Annotated in this window: 21 protein-coding genes; 16 read left to right on the top strand and 5 right to left on the bottom strand. The window is 73.3% G+C overall.

What is annotated here, in order from left to right:
- Positions 1-58: 58 nt before the first annotated feature.
- The 6 genes from arc (at position 59) to prcA (ending at position 5,813) form a co-directional block, all read left to right on the top strand.
- The gene (gene arc / locus OCS65_RS15225; protein WP_029543755.1) at positions 59-1,834 is read left to right on the top strand and encodes a proteasome ATPase; all 1,776 of its coding nucleotides are present in this window, start codon (positions 59-61) and stop codon (positions 1,832-1,834) included.
- A gap of 73 nt (positions 1,835-1,907) precedes the next feature.
- On the top strand, positions 1,908-2,339 hold the full coding sequence (locus tag OCS65_RS15220) for a nitroreductase family deazaflavin-dependent oxidoreductase (RefSeq protein ID WP_006931181.1): 432 nt from the start codon (positions 1,908-1,910) through the stop codon (positions 2,337-2,339).
- Between the two features lie 10 nt (positions 2,340-2,349).
- Positions 2,350-3,843: a depupylase/deamidase Dop gene (gene dop / locus OCS65_RS15215; RefSeq protein ID WP_263507224.1), complete on the top strand. Its 1,494-nt coding sequence runs from the start codon at positions 2,350-2,352 to the stop codon at positions 3,841-3,843.
- A gap of 139 nt (positions 3,844-3,982) precedes the next feature.
- Complete coding sequence (locus OCS65_RS15210) at positions 3,983-4,174, top strand: ubiquitin-like protein Pup (RefSeq protein WP_003937722.1); 192 nt, start codon at positions 3,983-3,985, stop codon at positions 4,172-4,174.
- A complete protein-coding gene (prcB, locus tag OCS65_RS15205) occupies positions 4,171-5,037 on the top strand; it encodes a proteasome subunit beta (RefSeq protein WP_006931184.1) in 867 nt (288 codons plus the stop codon). Before OCS65_RS15210 ends, prcB begins: the two co-directional genes overlap by 4 nt.
- Complete coding sequence (prcA, locus tag OCS65_RS15200; protein ID WP_006931185.1) at positions 5,034-5,813, top strand: proteasome subunit alpha; 780 nt, start codon at positions 5,034-5,036, stop codon at positions 5,811-5,813. The genes prcB and prcA overlap by 4 nt, the downstream gene beginning before the upstream one ends.
- Here the strand turns inward: prcA and OCS65_RS15195 are convergent.
- Positions 5,801-7,366 (bottom strand): phosphatase PAP2 family protein, encoded by a 1,566-nt coding sequence (locus OCS65_RS15195; RefSeq protein ID WP_263507223.1) that lies wholly within the window; start codon positions 7,364-7,366, stop codon positions 5,801-5,803. The two genes, prcA and OCS65_RS15195, sit on opposite strands and share 13 nt — an antisense overlap.
- Before the next feature lie 31 nt (positions 7,367-7,397).
- Here OCS65_RS15195 and pafA point away from each other — a divergent pair, with 31 nt between their 5' ends.
- The 7 genes from pafA to OCS65_RS15160 all read left to right on the top strand — a co-directional run bounded on the left by pafA (position 7,398) and on the right by OCS65_RS15160 (position 15,985).
- Positions 7,398-8,756, top strand: a complete 1,359-nt coding sequence (gene pafA / locus OCS65_RS15190) for a Pup--protein ligase (protein ID WP_263507222.1) — start codon at positions 7,398-7,400, stop codon at positions 8,754-8,756.
- 66 nt (positions 8,757-8,822) lie between these two features.
- The gene (locus OCS65_RS15185) at positions 8,823-9,938 is read left to right on the top strand and encodes a helix-turn-helix transcriptional regulator (RefSeq protein WP_263507221.1); all 1,116 of its coding nucleotides are present in this window, start codon (positions 8,823-8,825) and stop codon (positions 9,936-9,938) included.
- The gene (locus tag OCS65_RS15180; protein ID WP_006945774.1) at positions 9,935-10,909 is read left to right on the top strand and encodes a helix-turn-helix transcriptional regulator; all 975 of its coding nucleotides are present in this window, start codon (positions 9,935-9,937) and stop codon (positions 10,907-10,909) included. The genes OCS65_RS15185 and OCS65_RS15180 overlap by 4 nt, the downstream gene beginning before the upstream one ends.
- 95 nt (positions 10,910-11,004) lie before the next feature.
- A complete protein-coding gene (gene tatA, locus OCS65_RS15175) occupies positions 11,005-11,265 on the top strand; it encodes a Sec-independent protein translocase subunit TatA (protein WP_006945773.1) in 261 nt (86 codons plus the stop codon).
- An 86-nt stretch (positions 11,266-11,351) separates the two neighbouring features.
- Positions 11,352-12,311 carry a twin-arginine translocase subunit TatC gene (tatC, locus tag OCS65_RS15170; protein WP_029543765.1) on the top strand — a complete coding sequence of 320 codons (960 nt, stop codon included), beginning with the start codon at positions 11,352-11,354 and terminating at the stop codon, positions 12,309-12,311.
- A 9-nt stretch (positions 12,312-12,320) separates the two neighbouring features.
- Complete coding sequence (locus OCS65_RS15165) at positions 12,321-15,050, top strand: DEAD/DEAH box helicase (protein ID WP_263507219.1); 2,730 nt, start codon at positions 12,321-12,323, stop codon at positions 15,048-15,050.
- A gap of 107 nt (positions 15,051-15,157) precedes the next feature.
- Entirely contained in the window at positions 15,158-15,985 is an 828-nt protein-coding gene (locus tag OCS65_RS15160; RefSeq protein WP_006945769.1) for a DUF4333 domain-containing protein, read from the top strand.
- 19 nt (positions 15,986-16,004) lie between these two features.
- Here the strand turns inward: OCS65_RS15160 and OCS65_RS15155 are convergent, their stop codons facing one another.
- On the bottom strand, positions 16,005-16,988 hold the full coding sequence (locus OCS65_RS15155; RefSeq protein WP_044476482.1) for a 5'-3' exonuclease: 984 nt from the start codon (positions 16,986-16,988) through the stop codon (positions 16,005-16,007).
- 27 nt (positions 16,989-17,015) lie between these two features.
- Between OCS65_RS15155 and OCS65_RS15150 the strand changes: the two genes are divergently transcribed.
- Positions 17,016-18,146, top strand: coding sequence for a M24 family metallopeptidase (locus OCS65_RS15150; protein WP_006945767.1), 1,131 nt, complete (start codon positions 17,016-17,018; stop codon positions 18,144-18,146).
- Positions 18,147-18,152: 6 nt separating this feature from the next.
- Here OCS65_RS15150 and OCS65_RS15145 read toward each other — a convergent pair whose 3' ends face one another.
- Entirely contained in the window at positions 18,153-18,551 is a 399-nt protein-coding gene (locus OCS65_RS15145; RefSeq protein ID WP_006945766.1) for a pyridoxamine 5'-phosphate oxidase family protein, read from the bottom strand.
- 67 nt (positions 18,552-18,618) lie between these two features.
- Here OCS65_RS15145 and OCS65_RS15140 point away from each other — a divergent pair, with 67 nt between their 5' ends.
- On the top strand, positions 18,619-19,365 hold the full coding sequence (locus tag OCS65_RS15140) for a decaprenylphospho-beta-D-erythro-pentofuranosid-2-ulose 2-reductase (RefSeq protein ID WP_006945765.1): 747 nt from the start codon (positions 18,619-18,621) through the stop codon (positions 19,363-19,365).
- Positions 19,366-19,374: 9 nt separating this feature from the next.
- Here the strand turns inward: OCS65_RS15140 and OCS65_RS15135 are convergent, their stop codons facing one another.
- The gene (locus OCS65_RS15135) at positions 19,375-20,841 is read right to left on the bottom strand and encodes a dihydrolipoyl dehydrogenase family protein (RefSeq protein WP_263507213.1); all 1,467 of its coding nucleotides are present in this window, start codon (positions 20,839-20,841) and stop codon (positions 19,375-19,377) included.
- Between the two features lie 77 nt (positions 20,842-20,918).
- Positions 20,919-21,749: a cobalamin biosynthesis protein CobG gene (locus OCS65_RS15130; protein WP_006945762.1), complete on the bottom strand. Its 831-nt coding sequence runs from the start codon at positions 21,747-21,749 to the stop codon at positions 20,919-20,921.
- 64 nt (positions 21,750-21,813) lie between these two features.
- Between OCS65_RS15130 and OCS65_RS15125 the strand changes: the two genes are divergently transcribed.
- A complete protein-coding gene (locus OCS65_RS15125) occupies positions 21,814-22,245 on the top strand; it encodes a PPOX class F420-dependent oxidoreductase (protein WP_006945761.1) in 432 nt (143 codons plus the stop codon).
- The last annotated feature ends 92 nt before the right edge of the window (positions 22,246-22,337 follow it).

Raw genomic sequence — 22,337 nt, 5'->3', positions numbered from 1 at the left:
CCACACAGTCGGCCGTCTGCCGGTAGCGTGGAAAGACCGATAGTGGAGGGAGTCGCACATGAGCTCGACAGAGAACCCGGATTCGGTTGCGGCGGCACAAGAACTCGAAGCGCTGCGCGCCGAGGCGACCGCCCTGCGGCGGCGGCTCGTCGAACCGTCCGAACAGGTCCGTGACCTCGAGGCCCGGATCGACTCCCTGACCGTGCGCAACGGCAAGCTGATGGACACGCTCAAGGAGGCGCGCCAGCAGCTGATCACCCTGCGCGAGGAAGTCGACCGGCTCGGTCAGCCCCCCAGCGGCTACGGGGTGCTGCTCGGCATCTACGACGATCAGACCGTGGACGTGTTCACCTCCGGCCGCAAGATGCGGGTCACGGTGTCCCCGAACCTCGAACCCGATGGTTTCGTCTCCGGCCAGACGGTCCGGTTGAACGAGGCGCTGACCGTCGTCGAAGCCGGCGGATTCGAGCGGGTCGGAGAGATCACCACCCTGCGCGAGGTCCTCGACGACGGCACCCGCGCCCTCGTCGTCGGACACGCCGACGAGGAGCGCATCGTGTGGCTGGCCGCGCCGCTCGCCGCCGCGGCCGCCGCGGCGGCCGGCACCGTCGAGGTGAGCGAGGACGCCGAGCCGTCGTTCAAGCTGCGGCCGGGTGATTCGCTGCTGGTCGACAGCAAGGCCGGCTACGCCTTCGAGCGCATCCCCAAGGCCGAGGTCGAGGACCTCGTCCTCGAGGAGGTTCCCGACGTCGACTACAACGACATCGGTGGCCTCGGCCGGCAGATCGAGCAGATCCGCGACGCGGTGGAACTGCCGTTCCTGCACAAGGACCTGTTCCGTGAGTACGCGCTGCGCCCGCCCAAGGGCGTGCTGCTGTACGGCCCGCCCGGCTGCGGCAAGACCCTCATCGCCAAGGCCGTCGCCAACTCGCTGGCCAAGAAGATCGCCGAGGCCCGCGGCGAGGATTCGAAGGAAGCGAAGTCCTACTTCCTCAACATCAAGGGCCCCGAGCTGCTCAACAAGTTCGTCGGCGAGACCGAACGCCACATTCGGCTGATCTTCCAGCGGGCCCGCGAGAAGGCCTCCGAAGGCACGCCGGTGATCGTGTTCTTCGACGAGATGGACTCGATCTTCCGCACCCGCGGCTCCGGTGTGTCGTCGGATGTCGAGACCACGGTGGTGCCGCAGCTGCTGTCCGAGATCGACGGCGTCGAGGGTCTCGAGAACGTCATCGTGATCGGCGCGTCCAACCGCGAGGACATGATCGACCCGGCGATCCTGCGGCCCGGCCGACTCGATGTGAAGATCAAGATCGAGCGGCCCGATGCCGAGGCGGCGCTGGACATCTTCTCCAAGTACCTCACCGAGGGACTGCCGGTGCACGCCGACGACCTCGCCGAGTTCGGCGGGCACCGCGGGGCGTGCGTGCGCGCCATGATCGAACGGGTCGTCGACCGGATGTACGCCGAGAGCGAGGAGAACCGCTTCCTCGAGGTGACGTACGCCAACGGCGACAAGGAGGTCCTGTACTTCAAGGACTTCAACTCCGGCGCGATGATCCAGAACATCGTCGACCGCGCCAAGAAGTACGCGATCAAGTCGGTACTCGAGACCGGCGCGCCCGGTCTGCGGGTGCAGCACCTGCTCGACTCCATCGTCGACGAGTTCGCCGAGAACGAGGACCTGCCCAACACCACCAACCCGGACGACTGGGCCCGGATCTCCGGCAAGAAGGGCGAACGCATCGTCTACATCCGCACCCTGGTCACCGGCAAGAACGCCAGCGCCAGCCGGGCGATCGACACCGAGTCGAACACGGGCCAGTACCTGTGACGCCGCGCCGGTGGGGTCGCCGCGTCCCGCGGCGGCCCCACCGGCGTGCGACGCGACCGGCAGGAGGCTGACCGTGCCGCTGCCCCGCGCCCTGGCCCGGTTCAACAGGGTCGTCACCAACCGGCTCGCCCGGCCGGTGGCCGGACACCTACCGCTGACGGCGGTGATCGAGCACCGCGGCCGGCGTACCGGGCGCCGCTACCGCACCCCGGTGCTGGTGTTCGGTCGCGACGGCGGCTACCGCATCGCCCTGACCTACGGCCCCCGCACCGACTGGGTGCGCAACGTCCTCGCCGCCGGCGGCTGCACCCTGCACACCCGCGGCCGCCGCATCGACCTCGTCGACCCCGTGCTCGGCCGCGACCCGGCCGTGCGGTGGGCGCCGCCCGGCGTCCGCACGGTCCTGCGCGCGACCGGCTCGGTCGAGTATCTCGACGCCGCCGTCGCCCCGTCCGCCGCCCGCCCCGGCCCGCCCGGCCCGGCCGGACCGGCACCGATCACCTAATCTCGACGTCATGCAGCGGATCATCGGCATCGAGGTCGAGTACGGGATCTCCTCACCCAACGAGCCCACAGCGAACCCGATCCTCACGTCCACCCAGGCGGTCCTGGCGTACGCGGCCGCCGAGGGGGTGCCGCGCGCCAAGCGCACCCGCTGGGACTACGAGGTCGAATCCCCACTGCGCGACGCCCGCGGATTCGACCTGGGCCGCTTCAACGGTCCGGCCCCCGTCATCGACGCCGACGAAGTCGGCGCCGCCAACATGATCCTCACCAACGGCGCCCGGCTGTACGTCGACCACGCCCACCCCGAATACTCGGCGCCGGAGGTCACCGACCCCCTCGACGCGGTGATCTGGGACAAGGCCGGCGAACGGGTGATGGAGGCCGCCGCCCGGCACGCCTCGAGCGTGCCCGGCGCGCCGCGCCTGCAGCTGTACAAGAACAACGTCGACGGCAAGGGTGCCTCGTACGGCACCCACGAGAACTACCTCATGGCCCGCGACACCCCGTTCTCGGCGGTGGTGGCCGGGCTGACCCCGTTCTTCGTCTCCCGCCAGGTGATCACCGGTTCCGGCCGGGTCGGCATCGGCCAGTCCGGCGACGAGGCAGGATTCCAGCTGTCCCAGCGCGCCGACTACATCGAGGTCGAGGTCGGGCTCGAGACCACCCTCAAACGCGGCATCATCAACACCCGCGACGAGCCGCACGCCGACGCCGACAAGTACCGGCGCCTGCACGTGATCATCGGCGACGCCAACCTCGCCGAGATGTCGACCTACCTCAAGGTCGGCACCACTGCGCTGGTGCTGGACCTGATCGAGGCCGGGGTGGACCTGTCGGACCTGCAGCTGGCCCGGCCGGTCACCGCCGTGCACCACATCAGCCACGACCCCACGCTGCGCAAGACCGTCGCCCTGACCGACGGCCGTGAGCTGACCGGCCTGGCGTTGCAGCGGATCTACCACGAGCGCGTCGCGAAGTTCCACGACGGCACCGACGACAAGCGGGTGCGCGACATCCTCGACAAGTGGGCGATGATCCTCGACCTGCTCGAACGCGACCCCATGGAGTGCGCGCACCTGCTGGACTGGCCGGCCAAGCTGCGCCTGCTCGAGGGCTTCCGGAACCGGGAGGGCCTGGCGTGGTCGGCGCCGCGGCTGCACCTGGTGGACCTGCAGTACTCCGACGTGCGGCTGGACAAGGGCCTGTACAACCGGCTCGTCGCCCGCGGCTCGATGGAGCGCCTGGTCGCCGAGCCGGATGTGCTCGACGCGGTGCACACCCCGCCGTCGGACACCCGCGCTTTCTTCCGCGGCGAGTGCCTGCGCCGGTTCGGCGCCGACATCGCCGCCGCCAGCTGGGACTCGGTGATCTTCGACCTCGGCGGCGAATCCCTGGTACGCATCCCCACCCTCGAGCCGCTGCGGGGCAGCCGCGCGCACGTCGGCAAGCTGCTCGACTCGGTGGATTCGGCGGCCCAACTGGTCGACGAACTGACCAGCTGACCCGTCCCGGGCGGGCGCGACACGCGCGTAGTCGCGCGGAGTGTCGCATCTGCTCGGTAGGGTGGAGGTCCGAGCAGTCGGAGCTCGCACCGGCCGAGGCCGGAGCGGGCCCCACGAACGAACGAGGAGGTCGACCGCTATGGCTCAGGAGCGGACCACACGCGGTGGCGGAGGCGACGACGACGAGGTCGTCGGCGACGGCGGTGCCGGTCAGGAACGACGCGAGAAGCTCGCGGCCGAGACCGACGACCTGCTCGACGAGATCGACGACGTGCTCGAGGAGAACGCCGAGGACTTCGTGCGTGCGTACGTGCAGAAGGGCGGCCAGTGACAGCGGAGCGTTCGCCGATCCCGTTCCCCGTCCACCCGCCGCGCATGCCGTTCGGTTCCCCGCTGTCCTCGTTCTCCGACCACCTGCGCATGCATGCGCCGGAACTGCTGCCGGAGAACCGTCCCGGGCTGCGGGGCGCCGACGCGGACATCGCCCCGCACGGCACCACGATCGTCGCCGTGACGTTCGCCGGCGGCGTGCTCATCGCCGGTGACCGGCGCGCCACCATGGGCAACATGGTCGCCAGCCGCGACGTGGAGAAGGTGTTCGTCACCGACAGCTACTCCGCGGCCGGTATCGCCGGCACCGCCGGCCTGGCCATCGAACTCGTGCGCCTGTTCGCGGTCGAGCTCGAACACTACGAGAAGATCGAGGGTGTGCCGCTGACCTTCGACGGCAAGGCCAACCGGCTGTCGTCGATGGTGCGCGGCAACCTCGGGGCCGCGATGCAGGGCCTGGCGGTGGTGCCGCTGCTGGTCGGCTACGACCTCGAGGCCCCGGAACCGCAGCGCGCCGGCCGGATCGTGTCCTACGACGTGGTCGGGGGCCGCTACGAGGAGCGCGCCGGCTACCACGCGGTGGGCTCGGGATCGCTGTTCGCCAAGTCGTCGCTGAAGAAGCTCTACCGCGCCGACGCCGACGAGGCGGCCGCGCTGCGCACCGTCGTCGAGGCGCTCTACGACGCGGCCGACGACGACACCGCCACCGGCGGCCCGGACACCACCCGCGGCATCTATCCCACCGCGGTGGTCATCACCGCCGACGGCGCCACCGAGGTGCCGGAGCAGACCTTGTCGGCGCTGGCCCGCACCGTGGTCGCGGACCGCACCGTCGCCGAGCACGGGCAGGGAGGTGCGCAGTGACGCTGCCGTACTATGCGTCCGCCGAGCAGATCATGCGCGATCGCTCGGAACTGGCGCGCAAGGGCATCGCGCGGGGCCGCAGCGTGGTCGTGCTGATCTACGCCGACGGGGTGGTGTTCGTTGCCGAGAACCCGTCGAAGGCGCTGCACAAGGTCAGCGAGCTCTACGACCGCATCGGGTTCGCCGCGGTCGGCAAGTACAACGAGTTCGAGAACCTGCGGCGCGCCGGGATCGTGCACGCCGACATGCGCGGCTACTCCTACGACCGGCGCGACGTGACCGTGCGGTCGCTGGCCAACGCGTACGCGCAGACCCTGGGCACCATCTTCACCGAGCAGCCCAAGCCGTACGAGGTGGAGATCTGCGTCGCCGAGGTCGGCCGCGCCGACTCCGCCGACACCGCGCAGCTGTATCGCATCACCTACGACGGCTCGATCGTCGACGAACCGCAGTTCGTGGTGATGGGCGGGCACACCGAACCCATCGCCACCGCCCTGCGCGAGTCGTACCGGCCGGGTCTGTCCCTCGCCGAGGCGGTGCAGGTCGCGGTGCAGGCGCTGCAGCAGGTGCCCGCCGCCGGGGCCGAGATCGGCACCCGGGTGCTCGGCCGCGCCGAGCTCGAGGTGGCGGTGCTCGAGAAGCCGCGCCCGCGTCGCGCGTTCCGCCGCATCACCGGCGCCGCGCTCGACCAGTTGCTGCCCGGCACCGGCGAGCGGTCCGGCGACGACACCGGCACCACCGGGCCGGACGGGTCGGGGCCCGTTCAGGGTTCCTGATCGAGGGGCCGGTAGAGGGTGAGCTCGCCGGGGACGCTGCGGAACTCGAACAGCGCGCCCTCGGCGAGCACCTCACCGTCGGTGGCCAGGGCGACCCGGCCGCTGCGCACCCGCACCGACAGCGCCGGCGCTTCGCGCCGCACGTGGATCGGGGATCCGGCGAGGCTGCCGGTGACCGCGGCCGCGAGCAGCCGGGTCCGCGACCAGTGCAGGTCGGCCCGCAGATACCGCACGTCCAGGGTGCCGGTGTCGATGCGGGGCCGTGACATCGGCACCCGGTCGTCCGGCGCGTACCGGCCGCTGCCGACGAACAGCAACCACACCGCGGTGGGCACCCCGTCCAGCGACACCCGCAGCGGGCTCGCGGTCGCGAGGACCGCGGCCAGCGCCGCCGCCGCGGCCGGCCACTTGCCGATCCTCGGCTCCCACCGCTCACGCAGCCGCACCGAGTCCGGATAGCCGCCCACGCTGGCGGTGTTGACGAACACGTGTCCACCCCGGTCGGCACCGTCCGGGCCGGACCGGTCGGCACCGTCCGGGCCGGACCGATCGGGACCGTCCGGGCCGGTGCCGTCCACCCACACCCGGCCGAGGTCGACCCGCAGCGCCTGCCCCCGCTCGACCGCGCGCACGGTCTGCTCCAGGTCGAGCAGCCCGGCGTCGCGGGCGAAGTGGTTCAGGGTGCCGCCCGGGAACACCGCCAGCGGCAGCCCGTGCGCGACGGCCGCGCTCGCCGCGGCTCGCACGGTGCCGTCCCCGCCGTGGACGCCGAGCGCTGCGGGGGTGTGCTCGGCGACGAACCGGTCCAGCTGGGCGGTGAACTCCTCGTCCGGGTCGAGGGTGACCACCCGTGCCTGGGGCAGCGCCGCCGCGATCACGCCCGCGTCGTCGTCGCGGCCGGCGCCGGGGTTGACCAGCACCAGCAGGTCCCGGCCCTGCGGCAGGGCCGGGGCCGGGCCGGGCGGGCCCAGCCGGGCGGGCTCGTCGGGGCGCACCGCCCACCAGCGGCGCGTGGCCAGGGCCACCGCCGCACCGACGGCGACGCCGGTGACCACGTCGGCCGGCCAGTGCACCCCGGTGTGCACCCGGGAGTAGGCGACCGCCGCGGCCACCGGCGCGAGCAACGCCCCCGTCACCGGGGATTCGAGGGCCATCCCGGTGGTGAACGCCGCCGCCGACGCCGAATGCCCGGACGGGAACGACGACGAGCGCGGCGTCGGCAGCGAGCGGCGCAGCGGGCCGTCCTGCCGGGCCGGGGGCCGGCGGCGCGGCAGCAGCGGCTTGAGCACCCCGTTGGCCAGGGCACTGGCCCCGGCCAGCGCCAGCATGCCGCGGACGGCGCCGCGGCGGGGCCGGCCGCCGATCGCGGCGCACGCCGCCGCGCAGCTCATCCACAGCCGACCGTGGTCGGCGGCGCGGCTCAGGCCCCGCAGCACGGGGTCGGCGGGGGAGGGACGCAGGGCGGCGCTGCCGGCGAACAGGGACCGGTCCAGGCGCGTCAGCGGGGCGGGAGCGAAGATCACGGGTACAACCGTAATCTCGTTGCGGCTCATGCTCGGTGGTTCCGCGCGGTACTGTCGAAGTGTGCAGCGACGAATCATGGGCATCGAGACGGAGTTCGGCGTCACGTGCACCTTCCACGGGCACCGGCGGCTGAGCCCCGACGAGGTCGCCCGGTATCTGTTCCGTCGGGTGGTGTCCTGGGGCCGCAGCTCGAACGTGTTCCTCCGCAACGGGGCGCGCCTGTACCTGGACGTGGGTTCGCACCCGGAGTACGCGACCGCCGAGTGCGACGACCTCCTCCAGCTCGTCGAGCACGACCACGCCGGGGAGCGGGTGCTCGAGGAATTGCTGATCGACGCCGAACAGCGCCTCGCCGAGGAAGGCATCGGCGGCGACATCTACCTGTTCAAGAACAACACCGACTCGGCCGGCAACTCCTACGGCTGCCACGAGAACTACCTCGTGGTGCGGGCCGGGGAGTTCTCCCGCATCTCGGACGTGCTGCTGCCGTTCCTGGTGACGCGGCAGCTGATCTGCGGCGCCGGGAAGGTGCTGCAGACCCCCAAGGCCGCGACCTACTGCCTGTCGCAGCGCGCCGAGCACATCTGGGAGGGCGTGTCGTCGGCGACCACCCGGTCCCGGCCGATCATCAACACCCGCGACGAGCCGCACGCCGACGCCGAGAAGTACCGGCGGCTGCACGTGATCGTCGGCGACTCGAACATGTCCGAGCCCACCACGATGCTCAAGGTCGGCTCCGCGTCGCTGGTGCTCGAGATGATCGAGGCCGGCGTGGCGTTCCGCGACTTCGCCCTCGACAACCCGATCCGGGCCATCCGGGAGGTCAGCCACGACCTGACCGGGCGGCGGCCGGTGCGCCTGGCCGGGGGCCGGCAGGCCAGCGCCCTCGACATCCAGCGCGAGTACCACGGCCGGGCGGTGGAGTACCTGCGCACCCGCGAACCCGATCCGCACGTCGAGCAGGTGGTGGATCTGTGGGGCCGGGTGCTCGACGCGGTCGAGTCGCAGGACTTCGCGAAGGTGGACACCGAGATCGACTGGGTGATCAAACGCAAGTTGTTCCAGCGCTACCAGGACCGCTACGACCTGGAGCTGTCCGACCCGAAGATCGCCCAGCTGGATCTGGCGTACCACGACATCAAGCGCGGGCGCGGGGTGTTCGATCTGCTCCAGTGCAAGGGGCTGGCGGCGCGGCTGACCGACGACGAGTCCGTCGACGCGGCCGTGCACACCCCGCCGCAGACCACCCGGGCGAAGCTGCGCGGCGACTTCATCGCCGCCGCGCAGGACGCCGGCCGGGACTTCACCGTGGACTGGGTGCACCTCAAGCTCAACGACCAGGCGCAGCGCACGGTGCTGTGCAAGGACCCGTTCCGCTCCGTCGACGAGCGCGTCGAACGGCTCATCGCCTCGATGTAGCGTGCCGCGGGTCGTCCGCGTCCGGTAACCGGGTCGGCCGGCGGGCGGGGGATTAGGCTGCACCGCGTGGCGAATTCCAAAGTCGAGCGGCTGGTGAACCTGGTCATCTGCCTGCTGTCCACCCGCCAGTTCCTCACCGCCGAGAAGATCCGCGCCTCCGTCGCCGGATACGACGAATCGGGCAGCGACGAAGCGTTCAGCCGCATGTTCGAACGCGACAAGAACGAGCTGCGCGACCTGGGCATCCCGCTCGAGACCGGCATGCCGTCGCGGTTCTCCACCGTCGAGGGCTACCGCATCAACCGCGACGCCTACGAACTGCCCGAGATCGAGCTGACCAGCGCCGAGGCGGCCGCCGTCGCGGTGGCGGCGGCACTGTGGGAGTCGCCGGAGCTCACCTCCGCGGCGCAGGGCGCGCTGCTCAAGCTGCGCGCCGCCGGGGTGCAGGTCGATGCCGACCCGGCGGGCGCGATCACCGCGATGCCGACCCGCAGCCGCGGCTCCGAGCCGGTGCTGGGGCAGGTGCTCGCCGCCGTCGACACGCGCCGCGCGGTGCGCTTCCGGCACCGCAGTTCCCCGACCGACCCGTGGACCGAGCGCACCGTCGAACCGTGGGGCGTGGTCACCGTGCACGGCCGCTGGTACCTGGTGGGGTTCGACCGGGACCGGGGGGCGCCGCGCACCTTCCGGCTCTCCCGCATCGACGACGACGTCACCGCGTTCGGCCCCGCCGGGGTCGTGCGGATCCCCGACGGGGTGGACCTGCGGGCACACGCCCTGACCGCCACCACCTCCGGCGACGTGACCGGGCACGCCCGCGTATGGGTCGCGGACGGGCGCGCGTTCGAACTGCGCCGGCTCGGCACCGAGCACGAGCGCCGCGCGGTCGGCGACCGTCCCGGCACCGTCCTCGACGTTCCGGTGCGGTCGTGGGAGTGGATCGGGCGGGTGATCGCCGGGCAGGGCGCCGACGCGCTGGTGCTCGACCCGCCGGAACTGCGCGCGGAGGTGCGCCGCATCCTCACCCGGGTGCTGGCCACCACCACGACGGCCACCGTCGGTGCCGTCTCGAACAGCGGCGGCGGTGCCGTCTCGAACAGCGGCGGCGGTGCCGTCTCGAACAGCGGCGGCGGTGCCGTCTCGAACAGCGGCGGCGGTGCCGACCGGGGGGAGAGCCGATGAGCACACGACTGTCCGGGCGGTTGACCCGGCTGCTGAACCTGGTGCCGTACTTCACGGCCCATCCGGGGATCAGCGCCGCCGAGGCCGCCCGCGATCTCGGAGTCACCCCGAAACAGATCATGGACGACCTGAACCAGCTGTGGGTGTGCGGGCTGCCCGGCTACGGTCCCGGCGACCTGATCGACCTCTCGTTCTCCGAGGACAGCATCGTCGTCACCTTCACCGCCGGGATCGACCGGCCGTTGCGGCTGACGTCCACCGAGGCCACGGCGCTGCTGGTGGCGTTGCGGTCGCTGGTGGAGATGCCCGGCGTGGTCGACCCCACCGCGGCGCTCGGGGCGATCGCGAAGATCGAGGCCGCCGCCGGCACCGCGGCCGCCGCCGACCGCACGCCCGCCCCCGCGCAGCCCGTCGCCGAGGATCCGGTCGCGGCGACCGTGCGCTCGGCGGTGCAGCACCGCCGGGTGCTGCACCTGACCTACTACTCGGCCTCCCGCGATGCGGTGTCCGAACGCGACGTCGATCCGATCCGGATCGTGCTGGTCGGCGAACACACCTACCTGCAGGCCTGGTGCCGGGCCGCCGAAGGGGTGCGGCTGTTCCGGTTCGACCGCATCGACGCCGCCACCGAACTCGACGAACCGGCGGACCCGCCCGAACGGGCGCTGCGCGAGGACGACCACCTCGACCTGTTCGCCGGCGACCCGACGCTGCCGGCGGCCCGGTTGCGGATCGACCCCGGCTACGGGTGGCTGCTCGACTACTACCCGCTGATCGACGTGCGGGTGCACGACGACGGGGTCATCGACGCGGTGATGCACTACGCGTCGCTGGACTGGATGGCGCGGTTGACCGTCGGCCTCGGCGCGGGGGTCAGTGTGCTGGGTCCGCCGGAGCTGGTCGCGGCGGTGCGGGACCGGGCGCAGGCCGCCCTGGCCGCGTACGACGCCCCCGCCGGGAACGGGCTGTGAACCTGCTCCGAACTCGTCGTGAACGCCCCTGTGCGGCGCGCCGGTGCAGGGTCGGTCCGGTAGCATCGACGCCAGCAGATCAGTGGAGGTTGATAATGGGTGCAATGAGCCCCTGGCACTGGGCCATCGTCGCGATCGTCGTGATCATCCTGTTCGGTTCGAAGAAGCTGCCCGACGCGGCCCGCGGTCTCGGCCGGTCGCTGCGCATCTTCAAGAGCGAGGTCAAGGAGATGCAGAACGACGACGCGCGCCCCGCGCAGCAGCAGGCTCCGAGCCCGTTGCCGCCGGCCCAGCCGGCCCCGGCCCCCGTGGAGCCGCAGCCGCAGACGCCGCAGCCCGAATCACGTTCGGCCTGACCGTATTTCCCTGACCGGGGCATCCGTGCGGATGTCCCGGTCCTCCGCTGATCCCGGCGGCCGTGACAGGAGCTGAGAACCGCACCGTGCGCATCCCGTTCGATCCGCGTCGAAGCCGGCGCAAGACCAATCCCGACGGCACCATGTCGCTGGTCGAGCACCTCTACGAACTGCGCACCCGCCTGCTCATCGCCCTCGCCGCCGTGGTGCTCACCACGATCGTCGGGTTCGTCTGGTACAGCGCCGGCCTGTTCGGGCTCCCGAGCCTCGGCGAGATCCTGCGCGGCCCCTACTGTGATCTGCCGGCGTCCGCGCGCGCCGACATCAGCGCCGACGACAGCTGCCGGCTGCTCGCCACGGGACCGTTCGAACAGTTCATGCTGCGGCTGAAGGTGGCGCTGACCGCGGGCATCGTGCTGGCCTGCCCGATCTGGCTGTACGAGCTGTGGGCGTTCATCACCCCCGGCCTGTATGCCAAGGAACGCCGTTACGCGATCGGCTTCGTCGTCTCCGGCGCGGTGCTGTTCGTCGCCGGCGCGGTCCTGGCCTACCTGGTGGTCTCGCACGCGTTGTCGTTCCTGCTCACCGTCGGTAACGACGTGCAGGTCACCGCGCTGTCGGGCTCGGAGTACTTCGGGTTCATCATCAACCTGCTCGTGATCTTCGGGGTGTCCTTCGAGATTCCCCTCGTCATCGTCGCGCTCAACGCCGTCGGGGTGCTCAGCTACGCCAAGCTCAAGTCGTGGCGGCGGGGGCTGATCATGGCGATGTTCGTCTTCGCCGCCATCGCCACGCCCGGCCAGGACCCGTTCTCGATGCTGGCGCTGGCCGCGGCCCTGACCCTGCTGCTCGAACTCGCCATCCAGCTCGCCCGCCTCAACGACAGGCGCCGCGCCCGCCGCGACCGGGAACAGGGCTGGGGCGACCTCGACGACGACGAGAGCTCCCCGATCACGGCACCCACCCCGGTGCCCGCGCCCACCTCGACGGTGCCGCCCGGCCCCACCGCCCGGCCCGCGCCGCCCGACTACTCCGACACCCTCTAGCCGCCGCCTGTGACCGACTCCACCGACACCGGATCCACCGCGACCGCGCTGCCGCCCCGGCTCGCCGAATTCGCCGCCGAGCTGTCCTTCCCGCTCGATCCGTTCCAGGTGCAGGCCTGCCGCGCCCTCGAGGGCGGGCACGGCGTGCTCGTGTGCGCCCCCACCGGCGCCGGCAAGACCGTCGTCGGTGAGTTCGCCGTGCACCTGGCGCTGCGCGCCGGCAGCAAGTGCTTCTACACCACCCCGATCAAGGCGTTGAGCAACCAGAAGTACGCCGATCTCGTCGCCCGCTACGGCAAGGCCTCGGTCGGCCTGCTCACCGGCGATCAGTCCGTCAACCCGGATGCCCCGGTGGTGGTGATGACCACCGAGGTGCTGCGCAACATGCTCTACGCCTCCTCGACCACCCTGATCGGGCTGACCCACGTGGTGATGGACGAGGTGCACTTCCTCGCCGACCGGTTCCGCGGCGCGGTGTGGGAGGAGGTCATCCTGCACCTGCCCGAGGACGTGCGCCTGGTCAGCCTGTCCGCCACCGTCTCCAACGCCGAGGAGTTCGGCGACTGGATGGAGACCGTGCGCGGCGACACCACCGTCGTCGTCGACGAGGTGCGGCCCATCCCGCTGCACCAGCACGTCATGGTCGGCCCCCGCATCTTCGACCTGTTCGAATCCACCGCGCACCCGGACGCCGCGGACGGCACCGGCCGCCGCGGCGTCGTGGTCAACCGCGAACTCGTCGAGCAGGTGCGCCGCCGCGCCGCCCTCGACTCGACCGGCCGGTGGGGCGGTCCCCGCGGGCGCATCGGGTTCCGGCCGCTGCCGCGTCCGGAGGTCGTCGCCCGCCTCGACCGGGAGGGGCTGTTGCCGGCGATCACCTTCGTGTTCAGCCGTGCCGGCTGCGACGCCGCCGTCGGCCAGTGCCTGCGCGCCGGTCTGCACCTGGCCTCCGACGCCGAGACCGCGCAGATCCGGGCCATCGTCGACGAACACACCGGCGACCTGCCGCGCGCCGACCTCGAGGTGCTCGGCTTCCGGGAGTGGCGCGCCGCCCTCGAACGCGGCATCGCCGCCCACCACGCCGGCATGCTCCCGGCCTTCCGGCACACCGTCGAGGACCTGTTCGTCCGCGGCCTGGTGCGGGCGGTGTTCGCCACCGAAACCCTCGCCCTGGGCATCAACATGCCGGCCCGCACCGTGGTGCTCGAGAAGCTGGTCAAGTACAACGGCGAAACCCATGCCGAGCTCACCCCCGGCGAGTACACCCAGCTCACCGGGCGGGCCGGGCGCCGCGGCATCGACGTCGAGGGCCACGCGGTGGTGCTGTGGCAGCCGGGCCTCGAGCCCGCCGACGTCGCCGGGCTCGCCTCCACCCGCACCTTCCCGCTGCGCAGCTCGTTCCGCCCGTCGTACAACATGGCGGTCAACCTGATCGACGCGGTCGGCGCCGAGCACTCCCGGGCGCTGCTCGAGCGGTCCTTCGCCCAGTTCCAGGCGGACAAGTCGGTCGTCGGCCTGACCCGCGGCATCGAACGCAACGAGAAGGCCCTCGCCAAGCTCCGCGATCAGCTCGGCGGCGAGGACGGCGACATCATCGACTACCTGCAGCTGCGTGAGGAACTCACCCAGCTCGAACGGCGACGCGAACGCCAGGCCCGGCAGGACCGCCGGCAGGCCGCGGTCGCGTCGCTGCTCGCGCTGCGCCGCGGCGACATCGTCGCCATCCCCGGCGGCCGGCGCACCGGACTGGCCGTCGTCCTCGAAACCGACACCGACGTCACCGACCCCCGGCCCCTGGTGGTCACCGCGGACGCCTGGTCCGGGCGGGTCTCGGCCGCGGACTTCCCGGCACCGGCCACCGCGCTCGGCAAGCTCCGGCTGCCCCGGCACGCCGACGCCCGCACCGCCCGGGCCCGCCGTGACCTCGCGTCGGCGCTGCGCAGCACCGGGATTTCCGCGCCGCGCCGCCCCAAGCACGCCAAGAACGGCGACACCCGCGAGATCGACGACCTGCGGCGGCGCCTGCGCCGGCACCCGGCCCACCAGCATCCCGACCTCGAGCGCCTCGCCCGGCTCGGGGAACGCTACAACCGGCTCGGCCGGGAGGTCGCACAGATGCGCCGCCAGTCCGCGGCCACCATCAACTCCCTCGCTCGCACCTTCGAGCGGATCGTCGCGTTGCTGACCGAGCGGGGCTACCTCACCGCCGGCGACGACCCGTCGACCACCGAGGCGGGGGAGCGGCTCGCCCGCATCTACAGCGAGAGCGACCTGCTCGTCGCCGAATGCCTGCGCCACGGCGTGTGGGCGGGACTCTCGCCCGCCGAGCTCGCCGCGGTGGTCTCGGCGGTGGTGTACGAGGCGCGCGTCGAGGAGGGCGCCACCGAGTACGGGCCCACCGGGCCGCTGCGCCGCGCGCTCGCCGACACCGTCCGCCTGTGCGGGCAGCTGCGCGCCGACGAGGTTCGTTTCAAGCTGCCCCCCACCCGCGAACCGGATCCCGGGTTCGTCGATGCCATCTACACGTGGGTGAGCACCCAGTCGTTGACGGAGGCCCTGATCGCCGCCGGGGCCGCCGGACGCGACCTGTCGGCGGGCGACTTCGTGCGCTGGTGCCGGCAGGTGATCGATCTGCTCGACCAGATCCGCACCGGCGCGGTCGACCCTCAGATCGCGAAGACCGCCGCCCGGGCGATCGGCGCGATCCGGCGCGGTGTCGTCGCGGTCGATGCGGCGTGACGACACCGCGTGTGGTTTGATACGCGCGCTGCCACACGGCTTTCTCGTGGTGGGTGGGGCGCTACGGCTACGGTAATTGGACACAGCGAAGGCAGGTGGAGGCGACAATGAGCGGTCCGCACGACCCGCAGGATTCCGACGATTCGACCAAGCAGTGGGCGCCGTCCCCCCCGCCGTCCTCCGGAGCCGAGCAGGGGCCGGCCCCGACGCAGGCGTTCGGCACGCCGCAGCAGGGGCAGCCCGCCGGCCAGCAGTGGGGCCAGCAGGGCCAGCAGACCCCCGGCCAGCCGCAGCAGGGCCAGCCGCAGTGGGGGCAGCAACCCGGCCAAGGCCAAACCCCCGGCCAGCAGTGGGGCCAGCAGCCCGGCCAGGGCCAGCAGTGGGGACAACCCCAGCAGGGTCAGCCCCAGTGGGGGCAGCCCGCCCAGGGGCAGCAGTGGGGCCAGCAGGGTCAGCAGACCCCCGGCCAGCCGCAGCAGGGCCAGCCGCAGTGGGGGCAGCAGCCCGGCCAGGGCCAGCAGTGGGGACAACCCCAGCAGGGTCAGCCCCAGTGGGGGCAGCAACCCGGCCAGCAGTGGGGGTCGACCGGCGCGAGCCAATGGAATGCCGGTGCGCCGCAGCAGAAGTCGAAGACCGGGCTGATCGTCGGCCTGGCCGTCGCCGGGCTCGTGGTGATCGGCGCGATCATCGGCGCCGTGCTGCTCCTCGGCGGCAACGACACCCTCGACCCCGAGGCCGCGCAGGCCGGCGTCGAGAAGGTCCTCACCGAGTCCTACGGCGCCACCGACGTCTCCGACGTGCAGTGCCCGGACGGTGAAGAAGTCAAGGCGGGCAACAGCTTCGAGTGCACCCTCACGGTGGACGGCCAGTTCCGGTCGGTGACGGTGACCTTCACCGACGACGAGGGCACCTACGAGGTCAGCCGCCCCAACTGAGCGCGCCGGTCCGTCGCCCTCACCCCGCGGCCAACGCCGCGGTCAACCGGGCGACGGACCGCCCGATCCCCAGCTCCTGCGCCAGCCGCTCCAGCGCCTGCGGATCGACCGGGGTGGACGGCACCGTGTCCGGCCGCGACACCCGGACGGGGGCGTCGGTGGCGACCCGCACCACCGGCACCGCCGCGTCGAGATACGCGCCGGCGTCGATCAGCTTGCCGCGCACCCCCTTCGCCAGCCCCGACTCCGGGTCCACCGCTGCCGCGCGCAGCGCCGTCAGCGACCCGTACTGCAGCAGCAGGGTCGACGCGGTCTTCTCCCCGACGCCCTTCACCCCCGGCAACCCGTCCGACGGGTCCCCGCGCAGCGCCGCCAGCTCGGCGTAGGCCGCGCCGGCCCGCTCGGGTGGCAGCCCGTACCGCGCCGCCACCTCGGGCGGCCCGAACAGCTCGGCCTTGGCCAGGCCCCGCCCGACGTACAGCACCCGCACCGGCACCGAGCCGTCGCGCACCACCTGCAGCAGGTCCCGGTCCCCGCTGACCACCAGCACCGGATCCCGGGACTCGCCGGCGGCGAGAGTACCGATCACATCGTCGGCCTCGAACCCGGCCGCGCCGGCGGTGGCGAGGCCGGCGGCGGCCAGCACGTCGGTGATCATCGGCACCTGCGACGGCAACGCCGCCGGCACCTCCTCGACGGTGCCGTCCGAGCCGGCGGCCACCCGGTGCGCTTTGTAACTCGGCACCGCCGCCACCCGGAACGCCGGCCGCCAGTCCAGATCCAGGCACACCACCAGCCGCGCCGGCCGATGCTTGGTGATCAGCGACGCCACCATGTCGGTGAACCCGCGCACCGCGTTGACCGGGCGGCCGTCCGGGGCGGTGAGCGACTCGGGCAGCGCGTGGAACGCGCGGAACCACAGGCTCGCCCCGTCGAGCAGCATCAACGGGCCGGTGGGGGGCACGGGGGCGGCGGACGCCGGCGTCGCAGTCACGACGATCATCCTGCCAAACGCCACTACGCTGTCCGCATGAATTCCCCCGCGCGCCGCTTCCCCGCCTCCGCATACGCCGACCGTCTCGCCCGGGCCGCCGCCCTCGGCCGCGACGCCGGCCTCGACGCGCTGCTCGTCACCCCCGGCCCGGACCTGCGCTACCTCCTCGGTTCGCGGGCGGAATCGTTCGAACGGCTCACCTGCCTGGTGGTGCCCACCGACGGCGCCCCCGCCTCCGTCGTCGTGCCGCGGCTCGAGCTGGCCGCCCTCACCGACTCCGCCGCCGCGGACCTGAACCTGCCGGTGCACGACTGGGTCGACGGGCAGGACCCGTACGCGCAGGTGGCGGCGCTGCTGCCGGAGCGCCCGCGCACCGCGGTCGCCGACGCCATGCCCGCCCTGCACCTGGTGCCGCTCGCGACCCGGTTCGCGGTGCCGCCCGTGCTGGCGACGGAGGTGGTGCGGCAGCTGCGCATGATCAAGGACGACGCGGAGGTCGAGGCGCTGCGCCGCGCCGGCGCCGCCATCGACCGGGTGCACGCGCAGATGGGACGGTGGCTGCGGCCCGGGCGCACCGAGGCGCAGGTCGCGGCCGACATCACCGCCGCGATCGTCGCCGAGGGCCACACCGAGGCCGCGTTCGTCATCGTCGGCTCCGGCCCGCACGGCGCCGACCCCCACCACGAGGTCTCCGACCGGGTCCTCGAACCCGGCGACGTCGTGGTCGTCGACATCGGCGGCCCGGTCGAGCCCGGCTACTACTCCGACTCCACCCGCACCTACAGCCTCGGCGCGCCCGCCGCGGACGTCGCGGCGAAGGTGGCGCTGCTCGAGGCCGCGCAGCAGGCGGCCGTCGACGCGGTCCGGCCCGGGGTCAGCGCTGCCTCGGTCGACGCCGCCGCCCGCGACGTGCTCGCCGCGCACGGCCTCGCCGAGGTGTTCGTGCACCGCACCGGGCACGGCATCGGGCTGTCCGTGCACGAGGAGCCGTACATCGTCGACGGCAACACCGATGTGCTGCGGCCCGGGATGGCGTTCAGCATCGAACCGGGCATCTACTTCCGCGGCGCATGGGGTGCGCGCATCGAGGACATCGTGGTGGTCACCGAGGACGGCTGCGAGCCGCTCAACCACCGGCCGCACGGGCTGACCGAGCTGCCGGGATGACCGGCCCTACCGGTCCAGCACCGAACCCATCACCCGTTCGACGGTGATCTCCACCACCACGCGGGTCGGGTTGGGCCGCGGCGGCCGGTACCGCGCGGTGTAGCGGCGCACCCCCTCGGCGACGGCCTCCGGGTCCGTGCGCACCCGGGCCGGACCCTCGAGGGTGAGCCAGCGGCCGCGCTCGACTTGGCTGACAGCGCCGTACCCGCCGCGCTCGGCGTTGAGCGCCTTCTGCGACGTCGCGTTGGTGATCACCCGCACCACCGCGGCGTCCGGGTCCCAGGTGAAGCCGACGGCCACCACGTGCGGGCTGCCGTCCGTGCGCAGCGTCGTCAGGGTGCCGAGATGGTATTCGGTGAGGAACTGCAGCGCGGCATCGCCGAGCGCGGCGGGGGTTCGGGCCATGCCTGCGACGGTAGCCGAACCCGGCACCGCCGGACCCGCCCCGGCGCCGCCCGGGCACACTGGTGCGGTGAGCAACGAGCAGGGTTCGATCGTCGTCTTCGGGGGCCGCAGCGAGATCGGGGCGGCGGTGGCCGTGCGGCTGGCCCGCGGCCGCACCGTGGTCCTGGCCGCGCGCCGCGCCGGGGACCTCGAGCCGCAGCGCCGCGCCGTGCTCGACGCCGGGGCCGCCGCCGTGCACACCGTCGAGTTCGACGCCGACCGGCTCGACACCCACGAGCAGGTTCTCGCCGACATCCGGGCCCTGTACGGCCCGATCGACGTCGCGGTCCTCGCGTTCGGCATCCTCGGCGACCAGCGCCGCGCCGAACACGACGCCGCCCACGCCGTCGCGATCGTGCACACCGACTACGTCGCCCACGTGGCGCTGCTCACGCACCTCGCGGCGCAGCTGCGCGCCCAGGGTTCGGGCCGGATCGTGGTGTTCTCGTCGGTGGCGGGGGTGCGGGTGCGCCGGGCGAACTACGTGTACGGCTCCGCGAAGGCCGGCCTCGACGGATTCGCCGCCGGCCTGGCCGACGCGCTGCACGGCAGCGGCGTGTCCCTGCTGCTGGTGCGGCCCGGGTTCGTGATCGGCCGGATGACCGAGGGCATGAGCCCCGCGCCGCTGTCGAGCACCCCGGACCGGGTCGCCGATGCGGCGGTGCGGGCGTTGCACCGCGGCCGCGGCGAGGTGTGGGTGCCGGCGGTGCTGCGGCCGGTGTTCTTCGGGATGCGGCTGCTGCCGCGCCCGATCTGGCGGCGGCTGCCGCGCTGACCGGCGCGGTCAGCGGCGGCGCGACTCGAGCAGCCGCAACCACACCTCGCCGACCGTCGGATATGCCGGTACCGCATGCCACAGCGTCTCGAGCGGCACCGCCCCGACCACCGCGACGGTGGCCGCATGCAGCAGCTCGGCCACGTCGGTGCCCACGAACGTCGCCCCCACCGCGGTGTCGGTCGCGCGGTCGACGACGAGGGCGGCGCGGCCGGTGAAATCGTCCCGGGCCAAAGCGGATCCGGCCACGGCGATGTCGACCTCGAGCACCTCGACGTCGAGGCCGTCGGCGCGGGCGCCGGCGGCGGTGCGGCCCACCGACGCGACCTCCGGGACGGTGAACACCACCTGCGGCACCTGCCCGTGGTCGGCGCTCGCCCGGTAGCGCGGCGCGTCGAGGTCGCGGCCCTCGGCGCGGGCGGCGATCACGTCGCCGCACACCCGGCCCTGGTACTTGCCCATGTGCGTCAGCGCCGTCCGGCCGGTGACGTCGCCGACGGCGTAGAGCCAGCGTCCGTCCGTCCCGGCGACGGTCATGTGGTCGTCGGTGCGCAGCGGGCCGTCCCCGGCCACCCCGACCGCGTCGAGACCGAGGTCGGCGGTGGCGGGCCGGCGTCCGGTCGCGACGATCAGCTCGTCGACCTCGAGGTCGCCGCCGTCGTCGAGACGCAGCCGCACCGGGCCGCCGTGGAGGCGCCCCACGCCGGTGTCCGCGACGTCCGGGCGGGCCACCTCCGCCACCGTGGTGCCGAACCGCAGCCGCACGCCGTGCTCGCGCAGCGCCGCGGCGACCGCGTCGCCGGCGAACGGTTCGGTGCGGGCGAGCAGCCGCTCCCCGCGCACCAGCATCGTCAGGTCCTCGGTGCCCAGCTCGCGCAGCCACGTGGCGACCTCGCAGGCGACGACGCCGCCGCCGACGATCGCGGCGCGCCGCGGCACCTGCTGCAGGTTCGTCGCGTCCCGCGACGTCCACGGCCGGGCGGCGCGCAGCCCGGGCAGGTCGGGGACGGCGGCGGTGGTGCCGGTGGCCACCACCACCGCGTGCCGTGCCCGCAGCCGGCGCGGCTGCGGGCCGTCCACGGTGACCTCGCACGGCCCGCTCAGCCGGCCGTGCCCGCGCACGACGTCGATCCCGGCGCCGCGGGCCCACTCGACCTGCGCGGCGTCGTCGCGGCCGCTGGTGAACGCGTCGCGGCGGGCGAGGACGTCGGCGACGTCGACGCCGTGCGCGGCGACCTTGGCGGCGACGCCGGGCATGTGCCGGGCCGCGCCGAGCACCTGCCCCGGTCGCAGCAGCGCCTTGCTCGGCATGCACGCCCAGTAGGAGCATTCGCCGCCGACCAGTTCGTGTTCGACCAGCACCGCGGTGCGGTCGCTGCCGGCGATCGCATAGTCGGCGGCATTCTCCCCGGCGGGCCCGCCGCCGAGGACGATGACATCGAACACGTCGGACTCGGAACCGGCACCGATGGTCATGACCTCACGGTAGGCCGCGCCCGGACCTCGCGACCCCGGAATGCGGCGACCCCGGAATGCGGCGGCCGCGGCGCGGATCAGCGCAGGGCGGGGGAGTCGGCGTCGAAGATCAGCCCCATCGGGGCGAGCACCCGCACCACCTGTTCGGCGGCCCACTCGTCGAGGTCGCACAGCAACAGCACCGGCCACGGCGTCACCACCAGGGGGCGGTCCACGGCCGCGAGGAACTCCGCCATCCGCGCCGGCAGCACCGCCCCGGGCAGACCGCCGCCGAGGGTGACCGCCCCGTCGGGCTGGTCGAGCCATCCCACGGGCCGGGCCGGGGCCGGCGGGTGCGGCGCCGCCGGCTCCGACGGCTCCAGGCCCAGGGCCGCGAGGGTCGCGGCGACGCCGGCGCGGCGGGGCCGCTGCGCCGCCGCGACCAGCGCCTCGACGACGTCGCCGGGGGGCAGACGCACCCCCGAGTCGGTGCCGTCGAGCAGCAGCGCCCACCGCCCGTCGGGCAACGCCAACGCCCCCACCTCGGGGGCCAGGGCCGCGATGTCGCCGGTGCCGTCGTCGATCCCGACGACGATCTCGCGGTCCGGTACGGTCCCGTCGAGGCGGTCCTGCACCCCGGCCAGCGTCTCCCACACGTCCACGTGCCCGCCGATGCGACCGGACAGCGGCGAGACGAGCAGGCGGTGCCGGTGCTCGCCGGGCAGGTCGAAGCCGTGACCGGTCAGCCGCGCGGTGAGCTCGGTGCGGTCCCCGCGCATCCCGAGGCCGCCGGCGGTGAGGACGAGGGTGCCCCCGGCGTGCTCGTGGGCGAGTTCGGCGAGGACCTGCAGCTGCGCCGCGGTCAGCCGGCCCCCCGGGAGGGGTACCTCGACCAGGTCGGCCACGGCGGGATCATGGGCATGCGGCATGCCCTCCAGGCTAGACGGCGCCGGTCGGCGCGCCGGCGGCGCGGTTTTCCGTAGGGTGTGCCCCATGACCCCGACCTTCGCCGACCTCGCCGCCGCGAAGTACGTGCTGCTGACCACGTTCCGCAAGGACGGCACCCCGGTGCCGACCGCGGTGTGGGCGGCCGCCGACGCCGACCGGCTGCTGGTGTGGACCGTCACCGACTCCTACAAGGTCAAGCGGCTGCGCCGCGATCCGCGGATCACCCTCGCGGTGTGCGACGTGCGCGGCAACCCGCGCAGCGACGCGGTCCCCGGCACCGCCACCGTGCTCGATGCCGCCGGCACCGAGCGGGCGCGGGCCGTGATCGCGCGCAGATACGGGATCCTCGGGTGGCTCACGGTCAAGGGCAGCGTGCTGCGCCGCGGCCGCGCCGGCACCGTCGGCATCGCCTGCGCCGTCGACGCGGGCGCCACCGCTCCGGAGACGGGCACCCCGGCCCCCGGGCACGGCGGGTGACGGGAGCGCTGCGATGCCGCACAGCTGAGAGCGCGTCGACGCACATCCGATGCCGGCGGTCCGGGGTGCGAGGCACGAAGCCTTCGACAGCT

Origin of the sequence: Rhodococcus aetherivorans (assembly GCF_025722975.1) — a bacterium.
GTDB lineage: Bacteria > Actinomycetota > Actinomycetes > Mycobacteriales > Mycobacteriaceae > Rhodococcus > Rhodococcus aetherivorans.
This window is presented reverse-complemented; position numbering and strand designations above follow the sequence as displayed.